The organism is Crassaminicella indica (assembly GCF_019203185.1).
GTDB lineage: Bacteria > Bacillota > Clostridia > Peptostreptococcales > Thermotaleaceae > Crassaminicella > Crassaminicella indica.
In genome coordinates this window covers 1,065,842-1,083,070 of sequence record NZ_CP078093.1, presented here as the reverse complement: position 1 = coordinate 1,083,070, position 17,229 = coordinate 1,065,842, and the positions used below count along the sequence as shown (strand labels likewise).

Annotated in this window: 11 protein-coding genes and 1 other annotated feature; of the genes, 1 reads left to right on the top strand and 10 read right to left on the bottom strand. The window is 31.1% G+C overall.

Translation table 11 applies throughout. From position 1 onward, the window contains the following. Positions 1-146: 146 nt before the first annotated feature. On the bottom strand, positions 147-893 hold the full coding sequence (locus KVH43_RS05145) for an FG-GAP repeat domain-containing protein (protein WP_218283784.1): 747 nt from the start codon (positions 891-893) through the stop codon (positions 147-149). Positions 894-1,172: 279 nt separating this feature from the next. Between KVH43_RS05145 and KVH43_RS05140 the strand changes: the two genes are divergently transcribed. Continuing rightward, positions 1,173-1,721: an NADH peroxidase gene (locus KVH43_RS05140; protein WP_218283783.1), complete on the top strand. Its 549-nt coding sequence runs from the start codon at positions 1,173-1,175 to the stop codon at positions 1,719-1,721. Between the two features lie 109 nt (positions 1,722-1,830). Here KVH43_RS05140 and KVH43_RS05135 read toward each other — a convergent pair whose 3' ends face one another. From KVH43_RS05135 to KVH43_RS05095, 9 genes are all read right to left on the bottom strand, one after another. Beyond that, on the bottom strand, positions 1,831-6,645 hold the full coding sequence (locus KVH43_RS05135; protein ID WP_218283782.1) for a nicotinate-nicotinamide nucleotide adenylyltransferase: 4,815 nt from the start codon (positions 6,643-6,645) through the stop codon (positions 1,831-1,833). A 256-nt stretch (positions 6,646-6,901) separates the two neighbouring features. After that, complete coding sequence (panB, locus tag KVH43_RS05130; protein ID WP_218283781.1) at positions 6,902-7,735, bottom strand: 3-methyl-2-oxobutanoate hydroxymethyltransferase; 834 nt, start codon at positions 7,733-7,735, stop codon at positions 6,902-6,904. After that, positions 7,736-8,596 carry a Rossmann-like and DUF2520 domain-containing protein gene (locus KVH43_RS05125; RefSeq protein WP_218283780.1) on the bottom strand — a complete coding sequence of 287 codons (861 nt, stop codon included), beginning with the start codon at positions 8,594-8,596 and terminating at the stop codon, positions 7,736-7,738. A gap of 259 nt (positions 8,597-8,855) precedes the next feature. Continuing rightward, positions 8,856-9,731, bottom strand: coding sequence for a pyridoxamine kinase (locus KVH43_RS05120; RefSeq protein WP_218283779.1), 876 nt, complete (start codon positions 9,729-9,731; stop codon positions 8,856-8,858). Positions 9,732-9,747: 16 nt separating this feature from the next. Continuing rightward, a complete protein-coding gene (locus tag KVH43_RS05115; protein ID WP_255547818.1) occupies positions 9,748-10,707 on the bottom strand; it encodes a radical SAM protein in 960 nt (319 codons plus the stop codon). Positions 10,708-10,813: 106 nt separating this feature from the next. After that, positions 10,814-12,271 carry a sodium-dependent transporter gene (locus KVH43_RS05110; RefSeq protein WP_218283778.1) on the bottom strand — a complete coding sequence of 486 codons (1,458 nt, stop codon included), beginning with the start codon at positions 12,269-12,271 and terminating at the stop codon, positions 10,814-10,816. A gap of 79 nt (positions 12,272-12,350) precedes the next feature. Beyond that, positions 12,351-12,611, bottom strand: a binding site (T-box leader). 363 nt (positions 12,612-12,974) lie between these two features. Continuing rightward, positions 12,975-14,399: a carbon starvation CstA family protein gene (locus tag KVH43_RS05105; RefSeq protein ID WP_218283777.1), complete on the bottom strand. Its 1,425-nt coding sequence runs from the start codon at positions 14,397-14,399 to the stop codon at positions 12,975-12,977. 383 nt (positions 14,400-14,782) lie between these two features. Then, a complete protein-coding gene (locus KVH43_RS05100) occupies positions 14,783-15,490 on the bottom strand; it encodes a LytR/AlgR family response regulator transcription factor (RefSeq protein WP_218283776.1) in 708 nt (235 codons plus the stop codon). A gap of 3 nt (positions 15,491-15,493) precedes the next feature. Then, positions 15,494-17,173 (bottom strand): sensor histidine kinase, encoded by a 1,680-nt coding sequence (locus tag KVH43_RS05095; protein ID WP_255547840.1) that lies wholly within the window; start codon positions 17,171-17,173, stop codon positions 15,494-15,496. Positions 17,174-17,229 lie beyond the last annotated feature (56 nt).

Here is a 17,229-nt window from a genome sequence, read left to right as displayed (position 1 = left end):
GTGTATCTCGTCTATCACTTCCTTTTCAGCCTCTCTGGACCGATTTAAAGGTACTTATTTTGTTTTCATTGTATAATATCATGTTTTTGATCCTTCTGTCAACCTTCAATTTTTTACGATAGTGTCAAGATACTGTAAAAAAAAATTTATTGTATAAGATTTCTTTTAGCCTTTTTCCTCAATGCTAAAAATTCTCCTTTTGATGGATTTTCTTCATTAAGAGCCATTCCTTTTACAATAGATTTTAAAGCATCTTTAGGTGTTCCTCCATTAATCTGAGCATCTGCAAGATAATACCAATAAAAAGCTGATTTCGGCATGTCTTTTACCTTCTGCTCATAATATGGAACTACCCTCTCAGTATAATAATCACGAGAATCTTTCACATGTGCTAATTTTCTTCCATCCCAATAAACTAGCTGAATATCATAAACATCTCCTGTAGTATAGCTCCATAATGCTAGTGCTACAGATTTTTGTTCTAATCTATCAAAAATATCTACTTTACTATATGACAAACCGTGAACGATCCTTTTCATAGTATTTTTCTCCCAAGTATATAAATCTAATTCATTCCATATATTCCCTATCTGCCAACCTATCAATAGATCTTTTTTACCTTTCCCTGTTATATCTGCAAAATTCATATAGTCTATTCCACTACCAGCTCCTTTTATAGTTAGTTTATACCATTTTCCTCTTTCTTCCTTTAAAATCATTACATACATTTCTCCATAAAGTTCATATGTTGCTATAATTTCATATTTTCCATCTCCATCTAAATCCTCTGTTTGAATCGCCTCTGCACTCTTAGGATTTTCAGGTCTTATAATTCTTGCTGCAGGAGCCAAAGCATTTCTTACAAAATGGCTTATGTAGAATGATTTTTTCATATCATATTCTCTCCTTTTATTCATTTTATACATTATATGTCTTAAAATAAGAAGAGATTATCTATTTAAGAATATTCTTCACAACATTTCATGTAACATTAAAAAATCAACATCTATATCGATATATTTTTCAATTTTTTTATGAAAAATGTTTAGATAAAATTTTCATGGGTAAGTATAGAATGTATGAAAAAGGAACATGATTAAAAGCAAGAGCTCTTGATAATCATCTACCAATGTAAATATAACAAAAGAAAAATATATTAGGAGGTAATAAGTATGAAAAAATTTATTTGTAAAGTCTGTGGTTATGTACATGAAGGAACAGAAGCACCTGATAAATGTCCTCAATGTGGTGCCCCAAAGGATCAATTCATTCTTCAAGAAGATGGAGATCTAAAATGGGCAGATGAACATTTTGTAGGCGTAGCAAAAGGTGTAGACGAGGAAGTTTTAGAAGGACTTCGTAGAAATTTCATGGGAGAATGTACTGAAGTAGGTATGTACTTAGCAATGAGTCGCCAAGCTGATCGTGAAGGATATCCAGAAGTAGCTGAAGCTTATAAAAGAATTGCTTGGGAAGAAGCAGAGCATGCTGCAAAATTTGCAGAGCTATTAGGAGAAGTAGTAACAGATAGTACAGAGAAAAACCTTCAAATGAGAGTAGACGCAGAGCATGGTGCTTGTGCTGGTAAAAAAGAATTAGCTACTCTAGCTAAAAAATTAAATCTAGATGCAATTCATGATACAGTTCATGAAATGTGTAAGGATGAAGCAAGACATGGAATGGCATTTAAAGGGTTATTAAAGCGTTATTTTGGAAAATAGAAAAATATATTTAAGGAGCTATCTCAAAATGATTTGAAAAGATAGCTCCTTTTCTCTTTAAATTAAATAAAAACATTTGCTATATGTTCTTTTTATATGCTTTAACCTACTACTTATCTGTCATAAGACTTTTCAATCGTTTTAGATACTCTAAATCATTTTTCAAATAATGAGATGGACTAAGATGCATATCATAATACACGTCTTTTCCGTGGTCTGGATATCTCGGTGAAATAAAAACTTCTCCTAAATGCCTTAGACTCAAGCTTCTTTCATGCTTTTTCTGATATGCTTCTTCTAAAGCCAATAGTATATCCATGGCATTCTCAATGCATACTTCTGACAAATGATAAATTGCATTTTTTGATGCATTTCGAATAAATGTAGGGACAGTATAGGGAAGTATTAAATTAACAGAAGGAACTAAATTTGTTTTAATATTATCTCCTCTCCACAGCGTATCTCCACCTATAAATGGATATAAAAAGCTTTCATTAAACCAAGCTCTCAACTTTGGTATAAAATATGCACAATCTACTTCTCTATGCTGCATATCCATAAGCTCTTTTCCTCTACCAGAGAGAATCCCTACAATAATTTTTTTTACATGAATATTTTCTTCCTTAAAAATAGGATCTATTGCTTTTATGCGATAACCCTTATTCAGTAAATCATCTACCAATATAACAGGTCTATTAAAAGCTCTAATCATTTTTACTTGCTCTCTAAGATTTAAATAATAAGGATAAGCTTCAATATGAAAATTTTTCATATCTGGATCAAAAACTTTTTCTGTATGCATAGATTTTGTAACTGTATTAGGAATTATAGCACCATTTAAAATCTCTCCAAAAGGAACACACATAGCCTCCCCTAGTTTTCTTGGAACTGTTGGAATAGTAGAAACTTCATTTTCATCACATATTTTGGCAATGAGGTTTTCATAAACCATATTCCAATCAAATGACAATACTAAATGTCCAGGATAAAGCTTTGTAATGGCTTCTTGAAGTTTTCTCCTACAGCTTCTTATAACAGCCATAACATCTTGATTACTTCTAAATGGTTCTTTTATAATAGATTCTATATTTAAGTATAAGGTACAAGGCTGTGTCATATTTACTGCAAAAACAGCACAGCTTCCATCAGATATTTTCTGAAAGCCTTGACACTCTAATAATTCACCTATTGATTTAGAATCATATCCCTCTATCATATTTTTATATACTGCATATGTATAATCCTTAGGAAGAGCATATGCAAAGGTTTCTGTTAAAATCATTTGCTCTATATTTTCAAATTCTGTTTTAAAGCTTGCAAAAATCCCATCTATCACCAATATCCTTCCAATAGCATGTCTTCTTACATATTCAGAAATATTTTCATCTTTAAATTCCTTGAAAATCATACTCGAACGAAGCCAATGAAAAGCTGCAAATCCAAGAATTTCTCCATTTCTCTCAATAGACCTCAAAAGCAATATTCTTGGATTTAATTTTTTTGAAAAATCCTTTAGTTTTTTATAAGCTTTATGAAAATTCATAAATGGCAAAAGCGATAATTCTTTCAAGAACTCATCCGTCAATTTATTATATATTTCTACAGATATAGATTTTGTCTGAATCAATGTTTTGTATCTAGGCTCCCTCCTATACAAACCCTTTTCATAAATAAAATTCTGTGCAATTGGATCAATAAGACTTGAAATGTCACGATTTTGATCAATATAATTTCTAATCTGTGTAGAGCTGATATCTTCATACTGTGGAGGTAAAGAAAGTCGAATGACTTGATTGTCTATATTTTTTATAGCCTCATTGATCTTTTCATCATCATCATCAACAGAGGAAGCACTCTTTCTTTCAAAGAGAATATGTGGAAAAGAAAGTATAGAATTTTCATCCTTTTCTTTTTTATAAGCAGATGCATTTAGAACAACATCACTTCCAACAACAATATACACATCTGAATACGGAAAAGATTCTCTTAATCTCTTTAAATCATATGGATTCGCTATATTTACAGGTATATCTTGTGGATATAAATAAATCCCTAATTCATCTGCAATAGACATTTTTATAATATTTCTTCTCATAAAATGCGGCTGCGTTTTTTTAGACCAAGAAAATTCATCTACTGCCAAATACACCTCAAAGCCAAGAGAGCGAATTTCTCTTGCAATTGCTTTATGCCCTAAAGAAAAAGGGTCGAAGGTTCCAGGAAAAAAAGCAACCTTCTCTGCTGTCTTTAATGATATTTTTCCTTTATAAAAGGTATAATCCGATATAAATCTATAAATATGGTTAAGTCCTCCAGCATGGGTAAAAAAGGTTAATTGATTCTCTTCTTTTTCATCTCCTATTAGAGTAAGTAATTTTTTTGCACTCAATCTAAAAATATTATTCTTCTGCTCTAGAGTAAGCAGCTTTGAACCAAAAACATCCTTTCCAATCACTCGAAAGGCAGCCTGCTTCACCTGGTTATTATAATGCAGCAGTCCATTTTGCAAAATACCGAGCATCTTTATAAAACGAGTATTATATTTTGCTTCTTCCTCTTTAAATAAAGCTTTATATTTATGATAATTTTCAATAGCAACTCCTACTGTTTTAAGAAGCAGAGTATTAGTTTGTGGACTAGCTTGCTTAATTTTTCCACTCAGCTCCTTCATCAATTCATCAAGTTCTATAGGCTTTAGATAAAGAATTAGCTTTCCAAGATAATCAGGTATATATTTTGCAAATTGATATCCTTCTACCTCAAGACCGCGAAGCAGTTCAATGACCACATCATTTCTCTGCTCAAAGGGTATATGAGGAACAATAGAAAGAAGTGCATTTCCTGCATGATTTCTTACACTTTCACTTGCACTCACCTTTAAAATATTGCAATAGTGTATAGCTGTATAAAGTCCTGTTTGTTCTAAATGCTTCATTGTATATTGAAGCAGAAAATCTATCTGTACTTTTTTCACTACAGACCTTATAGAAGCTTTTAAATTGCTTAAAAACATATCCGATATTTTTTGCTTATCTTCTTTATAATCTTTAACCATTTCTACTTCTAAAGGAATATATTTTGAAATTTTCAAAAGCAGATAATTCTCTACAAATAATTTATTATTTGTAATGTCATTCGTAATAATATTTTTAAAGAAATCCATAATTTTAAAATCATCATGAAAGTTTTTTATCCAAGCATAAATAGTGTCAAGAATATAAAGCCTTAAATCAGAATCATTGCTCAAAAGCATCATCTGAGTAAACTTCATCAGCTTATCTAAAACACCATCAGAACAGCTATTAAGAGGAAAATGTCTAGCAGCTTCTATTAAATGCAGCTTCATTTCTTTATCTTCATAATTTTTTTCATAATATTTTAGTAAAATCTTCATATAGTCACATACTTGATCACTAGAACAATTATCAAATAATGACTGAATGAGATTTGAAATACTATGTCCTAAATAAATTCGATGAATAGGTATAGTTTGAGGATCTGGATATATTAAAAGCTGTAAATATTTATCTAACAACATACTACTGCTCATTTCAAAATTGTTTAGGATTACATTATTAGGAACCTCTTTTTTATATTGTTCATCAAAATTTGCAATTAGAATTCCCATAATCTTTGCACACTGCTTCCTTATATCCTCCTCATGATGCATTAAATGTTCATATAAAAAATTTATAGTAATCATTTTTTGTTTTTGAGTCATGTAAGTAGAATATTCTTCAAATACATAAAGATAGCCTCGTAAATTGTTCACCGTTTCTTCACTTCTTGCACTCTCCAAAATAGCATTTAAAGAGGCTTCATCTCTTAGCTTGTGCATTAGATTAATATTATGCTGAATAGCTAGATATTTTATATTTTCAATCACTTCTTTTCCATGCATCAAAGCATAATGTACATTATCCATATTCATTAATACACGCTTTTTTGACATTTGTATATCTGTATTGATTCCTATATGAATCAAATAGTCTTCAAAATCTTTTAACTTTCCATAAATCCGATAAACTTTCTTTTCTTTCCCTTCATCTAGCTTTTTTAAAATCAACTCGAAGGATTCCTTTAAACTCAATATATTAATTCTATTATTTTTCTTTTTTACACGAAAATCACAATAAATCAATATCAGAGCTTCTAATGATAAACTTCCAAGCTCTAAATCCCAAGTCGAATAATTCACAGCTATATTTCTAATATATGTAATATTGTGTTTTTCAAACCATTTATCTGTATAATAATGCTGAATAGATGTCCTTTTTCTTTCATTTCCTATGCACCCAAATTTCCCAATATCATGACCTATCGCTGCCCCCGAAACTCTCCCTAAATCTATAGGAATTCCTGCATCTTTTAGCTGTCTTCCTATAAAAATAGCTAGATTATGCACAGCACATATGTGATCAATTGTGTAATCTCTAATAACTTCCTTACTTAATCTCATCATCTCATAAATATAATCTTCTCCAAAAGCCTTTTTAAACTTTTTGTATTCCTCAATGTTCTCTACTTCTTTTTCTTCTGCTTCTGTCAAAAAATTAATCGTAAATATACTGTCAATCATCTCTTTTTCAAACTCTAAAACAATTCTCAATACCTTTAAATAAATACTACAAATCATATCCAGCCTATCTTTAAGATTAATCTCAACAGATGATGGAAATGATTTACTAAGAGCAAACTGATAAATATAATGCAACCAGCTCTTTGGTGCATCTTCTCCTGCTAAAGCATTCATCATTGTCTTACATATATTGTATACAGCATTGCAGCTAAAATCCTTATTGTTAACCATATTTTCTATTTTATTATAGAAATTTCTATCTTCTATATACTCTTTCAAAAAATCAAATGATGCCAATTCCTTTGAAATCTTTTCATACAATCTATTCGCCAATAAATTTTCCATTTTTACCCTCCTTCTGAAGTTGTTTCCATTTTATTCTATTAATTATAATCTATTATTCTATGTCATATTCAGATTTTTATCATGCAAATCTCTGAATTTTCTTTTTACCATTTTACCAAAATTTACACCATTTGTATAAACATTTATGAAGCTTTATATATTTTCACTTGCAAGTCTATCAATCAGCTATAAACCTTTGCTTCCATACTAAAAAACCGCTACACAAAATAAATTTGCATAACGGTTTTTTTCATTATTAATATAGCTTTTGAATCACTTCATCATCAATTTTAAAGGTATGCTCTTTACTTGGAAATACACCTGTATTGATTTCTTCTATATATTTTTTAGTAGCCGCTACAATAGACTCATTTAAATTATCATATTTTTTCACAAACTTTGGTGTAAAGTCTGTATACATTCCTAGCATATCCTGCGTTACTAAAACTTGTCCATCACAATATTTTCCTGCACCTATGCCTATAGTAGGAATATCTAATTTTTCAGTGATAAGCTTTGCTAACTTCTCTGGAATACACTCTAATACAAGTGAAAATACTCCTGCCTCCTGTAGCAATAATGCATCTTCAAGAATTTTTCTTGCTGCTTCTTCACTCTTTCCTTGAACCTTAAAGCCTCCAAACATATTTATTGATTGAGGTGTAAGTCCTAGATGTCCAATCACAGGAATCTGCGCTTTTACAATAGCTTTTACGTGATCAATAACATCTCGTCCACCTTCAAGCTTTACCACATGAGCTCCACCTTCTTGTATTAATCTTCCTGCATTTCTTACACTTTCCTCTACACAAATATGGTAGGATAAAAATGGCATATCCCCTACAACCATAGCTCTTTTTACTCCTCTTGAAACAGCCTTGATATGATGAATCATATCATCTACTGTTACCTGCAAAGTATTTTCATAACCAAGCATAACCATTCCCAATGAGTCCCCAACTAACAAACTATCTGCCCCTGCTTCATCTAAAAGCTTTGCCGTAGAATAATCATATGCAGTAAGCATTGATATTTTTTCTCCATCTTTTTTCGCCTTTTGAAATGAACTTACAGTAAATTTTTTTGCCATTTATTCCACCTCTTTTAAAATATTTTCTAAATCCTTTAGATCTTTATTTTCATCCTTATTCTTTGCGAGTTCTATAGTTTTTAATGCCATGAATTTGTAAAAATCTAATGCTTCTACATTATCTTTTAATGCTGCTATATGATTTTTAATTGTTCCTACATCGCCTCTAGCAATAGGGCCTGTCAAAGCCTCCTTCGTTCCTAAACGATCAATATTTTTAATTGTTCCTTCTATTAAAGGATAAAGTGCCTTATATCCTTGTCTTTCATCAATCCCAATAGAAGCAAATAAAGACAAACCATAGTCCATCAATGTCACCAAATAATTTGATACAACACAAGCTGCCATATGATAAATGCTCTTTTGATTATCTGTCAGCTTAAAATAAGGATTTCCAAGAGTTTTTAATATATTTTCTAATACATGAAGCTTTTCTTCATCTCCTTCAATACTAAAAAAAGTATTTTTTAAATCATCTACAGCCTTTTGAATATCTGCAAAAGCTTGAAGAGGATGAAGTGAATATATAAAACACCCTGCCTCCTTTGCATTTTTTAAGATATTCGAAGAAGCTGCCCCACTCATATGCACAAGTATTTTTCCTTCAGACAATAATTTTTTTTCTACTAAATAATCACACACCTTTTTTATAGCATCATCACTTGTAGTGATGAATAAAATATCGATATTTTTCACAAGTTCAGCCAAGTCTAAAACAGCTTTACTTTCTGTAAGCCTTGCTGCTCTCTCTGCTGATGCAAAGGTTTTGCTAAAATATCCATAAATTTCAAAGCCATGCTTTTTTAAATATGTTCCAAATGCACACCCTACCTTACCTGCACCAACAAATCCTATTTTCAAGTTATCCCTCCAATCAAAAAACCCTTTTTGCATCCAATTAGACACAAAAAGGGTACCAATACAAAGTCACAACAAACATCTCGGATAATTTTTTATCCCAAGATATTTCCTTAATAACTTCTTTTGTCCCTGTCCAAAGGATCAGTGCAAAATACGTTATTTACAATATTCATTTTTAAATTTAAAAAATGAATAGTTTGATTCTTTCTATATCAACTAAAGTCATTGTAGCATATAATGTTTGCCAATTCAAATAAATTTATTTTAATAACTCATAACTACTCATCAACACAGGCATGTTTAAGTTTTCAAGAACTCTTTCTAATAATACACCTTCTCTTTGAGGATAATCAAATCCATAGCTTGCTCGTATTGCAGATGTAATAAACTGCACACTTCTATCTAATGCAATAGGCAGACTATCTCCTTGAAGCAAGCTTCCAACTAACACACTCGTAAAGCCATCTCCTGTTCCAGGAAAATGTGCTGGAATATAAAGACAGCTCACTTTCCAAAAGCGATGATCCTTCCTATCATAGGCGATCACACTTGTTTTTTTACTTCCCTTATGATCTGGAACACTAGTAATAATAACAATTTTAGGCCCCATATCTGCTAATCTAATCAGCCAATCCTTAATTTTATCCTCTGAAATATTTTCTTCATAAGCTTCGCCTAGCAGATAAGCAGCTTCCGTGAAATTAGGCGTGATAATATCTGCCTTTTTAATAAGCATTTTCATGCGATTAACCATTTCCTCATTCATTGTTGTATACAGCTTTCCATTATCCCCCATAACTGGATCTACCACTTTTAAGTTTTCATCATTTCCAAATAAATCTATAAATTTGGAAACGATATCAATCTGCTTAGTTGAACCTAAAAAACCACTATAAATACAATCAAAGTCGATTCCTATTTTTGCCCAATGCTGAATATAGCTCTCCATAGTATCTGTTAAATCTACAAAACTAAAATCTTCAAATCCACCAGTATGAGTAGATAAAACAGCTGTAGGAACAGGACAAACTTGAACCTTCATAGCAGATAGAATAGGTATAATCATTGTTAAAGATGCCCTTCCAAAACCAGACAAATCATGGATTGCAGCAACTCTTTTTACAGGTCTTTGCATAAATCTTCCCCCTTTATTACCTATAACGATAAGTAATATATCCTTTATAGTCTAACACATCAACATTTTTATCATTATTCAATTTTTCAAATATATACTCTGTTTTCTCACATTTTCTAGACTTTAAAAAGGTATCTATTTCATATTGATTCATAGGATGCCTCTTAATAATGCTAAGAATCGCCATATAATCATCCTTTTCTTCACTAAAAAAGCCCTCAGAATGTAGCATATCTATAGATATACCACCTAAGCTTTTCACCGCTCTTTCTATTGCTTCTTTCGATGCAGGCTTTACCCTCTCTTCCGCAGGAGGTCTTACAGGCGTATTGATATATAATCTCTCATAATTAATTTTTTTTAATAAATTTTTCATCTTCAATAAAGATGCTTCATCATCATTGATATCTTTTATCATCATAGTTTCTATCCACAACTGACCTTTATATTCCTTTGAAAAAATAATAAGTCCATCATATACATCTTGAAATTTTATTTTTCCAAAAGGACGGTCAATTCTTTTAAAGCTTTCTTCATCATAAGCATCTAAAGAAGGAAGTACAATATCTGCCTCATACAAAGCTGATCTTACTTCTTTTTTATATAAAAGCGAACCATTTGTAATCACCGCAACAGGTTTTTTTGTTAAATGCTTAAGTCCTAATATGAGTTCCTTTAAATCTTTATACAAGGTAGGTTCTCCTTCTCCTACAATTGTTACAACATCAAATTTTATTTCTTCCTTTAAATAATCTTTAAATTCGCTTAGAATTTCTTCAATTTCAAAAAAGCTTTCACGAGTATTAGACAACTTATTAGTCCTTCCAAGCTGACAGTAAATACATGAATAATTACAGTATTTTCTTGGAATAGGACTCACTCCTACAGATAAACCCATTCTCCTTGAAGGTACAGGTCCAAATAAATATTGATAGGTTTTCATTTCACCTTCTCCTCTCATATACAATGCTTCCATATTTTTCTTCTCCTAAGTCTATTATAGGTTAAGTCCTATTGCTTTACAATTCTATACAGTAAAAACCCTTGTTATTGTAAAAATATAACAAGGGTTTTGTTTATTTCTAAAAATCTGCTTTTTTCATTCTATTTTTTTTATTCAACAGTATCAATCCAACAAAAAGAATTGCTCCAAAGCCTGTAAACATCACTGTACTCATTTGTTCAGCTGGTACAATCTTGTCTAATAAGCCTGTTGCATTTAAGAAAATTACAATAATTGCAGCAGGAGCTAATAATTTGATAATAAAATCATATGCACGTTGATAGTTAAATTGATATTTTCCATTACTTGTAATCTCTTTAACTGCATTTTCAGAACCCCATACCCATCCTACAAAGATACATACTAATAAACCACCGATTGGTAGGAGTATATTTGATGCTGTCTGATCAAATAAATCAAAGAATGTTCTTCCAAATATTTTTATATCACTCCATGCACCAAAAGATAATACACTTGGAATAGATACTAAATAAATAATAGCTGCTAATAAAACTGTTGCTTTCTTTCTTGCAATATTAAACTGCTCTGTAACAAATGCAACAACTACCTCTAATAATGAAATAGTAGATGTAAGAGCTGCAATCCCTACAAGTAAGAAAAATAATGTTTCAAATAATGCACCTAACGGCATCTCTCTAAATACTGCTGGCAATGTGATAAATATAAGTCCTGGTCCTGCATTTGGTTCCAATCCATATGCAAATACTGCTGGAAAAATAACTGTCCCTGCCATCAACGCAATCACAGTATCTGCAATCGTTACTTGCAGTGCTAATTTTAAGATATTTTCCTTTTTATTAATGTAACTACCATAAGTTATAATAATTCCCATTCCTAAACTTAAAGAGTAAAAAGCATGTCCTAAAGCCTCAAGAACTCCTTCTGTTGTTAAACTACTCCAATTAGGTTTGAATAAAAATTCCAATCCTTTTGAAGCACCATCTAAAGTTACAGAACGAATCATTAGTCCTACTAATATAACTAATAAAATAGGCATTAATATTTTACTATACTTTTCTATACCATCCTTAACCCCTGATAAAACCATAAAAGCTGTAAATGCAATAACTAAAAAAGTACAAAACATAGGTTCAATATTACTTCCAATAATACTTTCAAAATAACTTCCTAACTTTTCTGGAGCTACAGTAATCAATTTGCCAGTTGCAGCTCTACCTATATATGAGAAAATCCAACCTGCAATCATTGCATAATAAGATAAAATGATAAATGCTGTTCCAATCGCCACATATCCCGATAAATACCACGGCTTCTCCTTTTCTATTGCTTTGAAAGCACCTGCTGCATTTGCTTGTGTTTTTCTACCTAATACAAACTCTGATACCATGACAGGCAAGCCTATGAGTGCAATACAAAATAAATAAACTAATATGAATGCTGCTCCCCCATTTTGTCCTGTAACAAAAGGGAATTTCCATATATTTCCCAATCCTATAGCAGATCCTGCTGCTGCTGCCAAGATTCCTAATCTTGAGCCAAAACTGTCTCTTTTCATTTTCCTTCTTCCTTTCTTTGAACATTATAAATTTTAAAATAAAAAAACCTTTCATTCCTATAAACATTCATAGAATATTTATAGGGACGAAAGATTATCTTCGCGGTACCACCCTATTTCGCAATAAAATATTGCCTTATTTTCAGGTCGAAATAAGTATATCTTGCTTATTTGAACCCTAGCCTTATATTGGAGGCAACCATCCTCATCTACTTAGTATCCCTTTCGACTCGGCAGCTCGGGAGTGATCATTATATACCAGCTTCAACGCTAACTCTCAGCAAACATTAGCTCTCTGTAGTTAAAGACATGATATTTTTCTCTCCGTCTTCACTTTAAAATATGTGCAATTTGTAATTTAGTGTTTATTATACAAACATTCTTATAGTATGTCAATACTAAATTTTCAAATTTTTTTATATAGGGATCCAACTTCAAAATGAAATATAAAAGATAGTTCATTCCAGATAACTTTTGAAAAAACAAAACTTCATTCCATGAAAAAATACTAAACCTTCAAAACTCACTTCGTTCAAACAATGAAGGTTCTTAACGTATTTTTCATGAAATTTCAGTAAGTTTTTTTACAAAAGTTATCGAAGTCATTCACTTATCTTTATATATTTCTTTTTTTTATGTTGATGTTGTGTACCTATAGTAAAAATTACCAAAAGCAGATGATCTACGTCATCTGCTTTTGATATTATAATGCAGCATATTTTTGCTTTACATCTTTATTTTCTTTTTTGGCTTTGCTCATAAATATTCCAAAGAATACTAACGCTAAAGCAATTCCTACAATATTTGAAAGCGTAGTAGCTAATTTAAATCCTTCTGGAGCTTGTAATATATAAGAAGTTGTTACACCTGTCATAAATGTTGCTGGTATACTACAAATCCAATGATTTTTTCCTTTTTTAGCTAGATATGTTGCTGAAGCCCAAAGTACAATCATTGCAAGTGTTTGATTTGACCATGAGAAATATCTCCAAATAATTCCAAAATCAATTTGTGTAAGGGCTACCCCTACTGCAAATAACGGAATAGCAATATAAAATCTATTCATTGTCTTTTCTTGTTTTAAATTAATAGCATCTGCAATAACAAGTCTTGCACTTCTAAAAGCAGTATCTCCTGATGTTATTGGACAAGCAACTACTCCAAGCATTGCAAGGATTCCACCTATAGTACCTAGAAGTGTTGTTGATATTTCTTTTACTACAACCCCTGGTCCACCATTTGCAAGTGTTGCAGCTAATCCTTCTGTACCACCAAAGAATGTCATAGCTGCTGCTGCCCAAATCAACGCAATAATACCTTCTGCAATCATTGACCCATAGAATATTCTTCTTCCTTCACTTTCTTTTCTTACACATCTAGCCATAAGTGGTGATTGTGTTGCATGAAAACCTGATATTGCACCACAGGCAATCGTTATGAATAAAAATGGGAAAAATGGTGTTCCTTTCGGATGTAGGTTCGTTAATGTAAGTTCTGGAATTGTATATCCTTTAGCAATAATCCCTACACCAATCCCTGCTGCCATTATTAAAAGAGATGCTCCAAATATTGGATAAATCTTTCCGATCAACTTATCTACTGGAAGTACAGTAGCAAGTAGATAATAAATAATAATCATACCGATTAATAATGTTTTGCTAAGTCCTGTTATATTTGCTAAAAGTCCAGCTGGACCCATTACGAAAACAACACCTACTAATACTAATAATACTACACTAAAAACTCTCATGATTGTTTTTACAGTATCTCCTAGATAAATCCCTACAATCTCTGATACACTAGTTCCTTTATGACGAATAGATAACATTCCTGAGAAATAATCATGTACAGCTCCTGCAAAAATACATCCGAATACAATCCATAAAAATGCAGCTGGTCCCCATAATGCACCTGCTATAGCTCCATATATAGGACCTAATCCTGCAATATTTAAGAATTGAATCAAGAATATTCTCGGCCAACTCATTGGAATATAATCTACACCATCCTCCATAGATACAGCTGGCGTAACATTTGCATCATCAACCCCGAAAACGTTTTCCACAAACTTACCATAAAGAAAATAACCTAAAATTAAAATTCCAATAGATAAAATAAAGGTGACCATGTACTTCTCCTCCTTTTAATAATATTTACTTATTTTTATATAAGGATCCAACTTCAACATGAAAAAAAGAAATATATAAAGATAAGTGAATGACTTCGATAACTTTTGTAAAAAAACTTACTGAAATTTCATGAAAAATACGTTAAGAACCTTCATTGTTTGAACAAAGTGAGTTTTGAAGGTTTAGTATTTTTTCATGGAATGAAGTTTTGTTTTTTCAAAAGTTATCTGGAATGAACTATCTTTTATATTTCGTTTTGAAGTTGTTTACCTGTATATTATATTTTAAATCTTCATCAAAAAGAATCGCTTCGTAATGAAAAGAATTCACTACAACATGAAATGCAAAAAAATAAACACGAAATTTCATTCGTGCATAAATTTTAAGATATTCCCATAATTTTTCGGAATTCCTTTATTTTATTTCTGCTTACAGGAATAATTGCATCCAAATCCTCGAGCTTTACATTATATGTATTGTTAAACCAGGGAATAATCTCTTGAATCTTATCTAGATTTAAAATATATGATCGGTGGCTTCTATAGAATTTGTCCTTTGGTATTTTTTCTAAAAACTGTGAAATATTCATCTTTGCAATATATTTTTCATCTTTTGTATAAACAATAGTTTCCCTTTCATGGGCTTCACAATAATATATATCCATCCAATCCACAACAATCATTTTTTCGTTTTTGCATAAAATAATCTTATCCCTTTTATACCCTCTATTCTCTTCTTGATCTTCTAGCTTTTTTAATAAATGAATCATTCTTTCTTTTGAATATGGCTTTAAAATATAATCAAAGGCATGCACTTCAAAGGCTTCTACTGCATATTCTTTATAGGCTGTAATAAAGACAATTTTTGGTCTTTCTTTAAATTTAGCAACTAATTTACTAAAGGTCATTCCATCTAAGTTTGGCATATTGATATCTAAAAATATCACATCTACATTATTTTTCTCTAAGAACTTTAATGCACTCAAAGCATCTTCAAATTCCTCTACAATTTCAATAGCACTATATTCTTTAATAAAATACTTTAACTCTTCCCTAGATGGATATTCATCCTCTACAATAATACATTTCAAGCTTTAGCCCTCCTTTCTGTAAATCTCAAAGGATATTCTTGTTCCTTTTTGAAGCCGCTCGATTTTAAGCCCCTTCCCATAAATCAACTCTAATCTATTGTGTACATTCAAAAGCCCAATACTGCCTTCTTTTGTCTTTCCTTTTTTTATCCCGCAAATCACTTCTTCTTCTATACCAACACCATTATCTTCTATGATAATCTGAACTCTGTCTTTTTTCTCTTTTACACAAATCTTTATAAAACCACCATCCTGATGTGCTTTTAATATGCCATGTTTTATAGCATTTTCAACAAGTGGCTGTATAGTAAGACTTGGAATTTTTATATCAATATTATCATCTATATCATAAATTATATGCAACTTTTTTCCATATCTTGCCTGTTCTATTTTAACATACGCTCTTACCTGTTCCAATTCTTTTTTTAAGCTTACCAATTCATCTCCTTTTTCAATGTTATATCTTAAATATGTAGATAAATCAATGATCAATTCTCGTGCTTTATCTATATCCATTCTCATAAATGATACAATTGTATGTAAAGCATTAAATAAAAAATGCGGATTGATTTGTGCTTGAAGCGCTTTAATCTCGGATTTGTTTGCCATCTCCTTTAGTTTTTCAAGCTTGCTAATTTCAAGCTGTGTAGAAATCAGCTGAGATAAACCTTCTGCCAAGCTTATATCTCGAAAGGTTATGTGGTTTTCATCGTTATAATATATTTTTAATGTGCCAATTACTTTTTCATTTTCCTTAAGAGGTACAATAATACCAGATTTTAATGGACAATTTTCATCCATACAATCTATTTCTTCAGGTGTATTTAAAATCTCAATAATTCCTTCCTTTATAACTCGCTCTGTTGCTCTTGTCAAAATAGATTTTCCAACAGTATGATGATCCTCTCCACTGCCTACATGAGCAAGAATATATTTTTTATCTGTTATAGAAACAGCATCAGCTTTTACAGAAGTTTTTATGATCTCACAGATTTTTTTTAAAGAATTATTGTTTACATCACGAAAATAAGGCAATGTTTTATTAGCAATTTCTAATGCATGCTTTGCCTGTTTTGCAGCAATTTCTTCTTCTGCTTCAAAAATATTTTCTGTAATCATAATCACTATCGCAATTCCAACTCCATTGATTAAAACCATAGGCACATAAATATCCTTTACAATACTCAATGCTAGAGGAAATGGTTTTGAAAATAATAAAATAAAAGTCATACTCAAATTCTCTACTACAATTCCCCCTAACAATCCATAAAACCATCTATTTTTAATATTTGATTTTTTGTAAATGATTCCAGATAAATACCCACCAATAGCAGTTGCCATAGCACATGGAAATGCTGTAATTCCACCAGCATCAATCAGAATCCGATGTGTTGCTGCAAGGATTCCCCCTACAATTCCTACAAATGGCCCACAAAGAATTCCTCCTACAATTACACCTATATTTCTTGTATTGGCAATAGCACCACGTACATCAATTCCTACATAGGTTCCGATAATCCCTATTCCTCCAAATATAAAGGCTAGTATCAACGTCTCAACTCTTCCTATTTTCTCCTTTTGAATCATCTGCCGAAATGTATTAAGCTTTGAAATAAAAAAAGCTATAACAATCACATATCCTAAATTATTAATAAGATGTTTTAATAATTCTATCAAGTACATCAGCTCCAAAATATCCTTATCCTATTAATTCTATTATATCACCAGTAAAATAGTTA

Bases quoted from the DNA above. Each gene is read 5' to 3' on its own strand.
- KVH43_RS05145 (WP_218283784.1), bottom strand. From the start codon at position 893: ATGAAAAAATCATTCTACATAAGCCATTTTGTAAGAAATGCTTTGGCT.
- KVH43_RS05140 (WP_218283783.1), top strand. From the start codon at position 1,173: ATGAAAAAATTTATTTGTAAAGTCTGTGGTTATGTACATGAAGGAACA.
- KVH43_RS05135 (WP_218283782.1), bottom strand. From the start codon at position 6,645: ATGGAAAATTTATTGGCGAATAGATTGTATGAAAAGATTTCAAAGGAA.
- panB (WP_218283781.1), bottom strand. From the start codon at position 7,735: ATGGCAAAAAAATTTACTGTAAGTTCATTTCAAAAGGCGAAAAAAGAT.
- KVH43_RS05120 (WP_218283779.1), bottom strand. From the start codon at position 9,731: ATGCAAAGACCTGTAAAAAGAGTTGCTGCAATCCATGATTTGTCTGGT.
- KVH43_RS05115 (WP_255547818.1), bottom strand. From the start codon at position 10,707: ATGGAAGCATTGTATATGAGAGGAGAAGGTGAAATGAAAACCTATCAA.
- KVH43_RS05110 (WP_218283778.1), bottom strand. From the start codon at position 12,271: ATGAAAAGAGACAGTTTTGGCTCAAGATTAGGAATCTTGGCAGCAGCA.
- KVH43_RS05105 (WP_218283777.1), bottom strand. From the start codon at position 14,399: ATGGTCACCTTTATTTTATCTATTGGAATTTTAATTTTAGGTTATTTT.
- KVH43_RS05095 (WP_255547840.1), bottom strand. From the start codon at position 17,173: ATGTACTTGATAGAATTATTAAAACATCTTATTAATAATTTAGGATAT.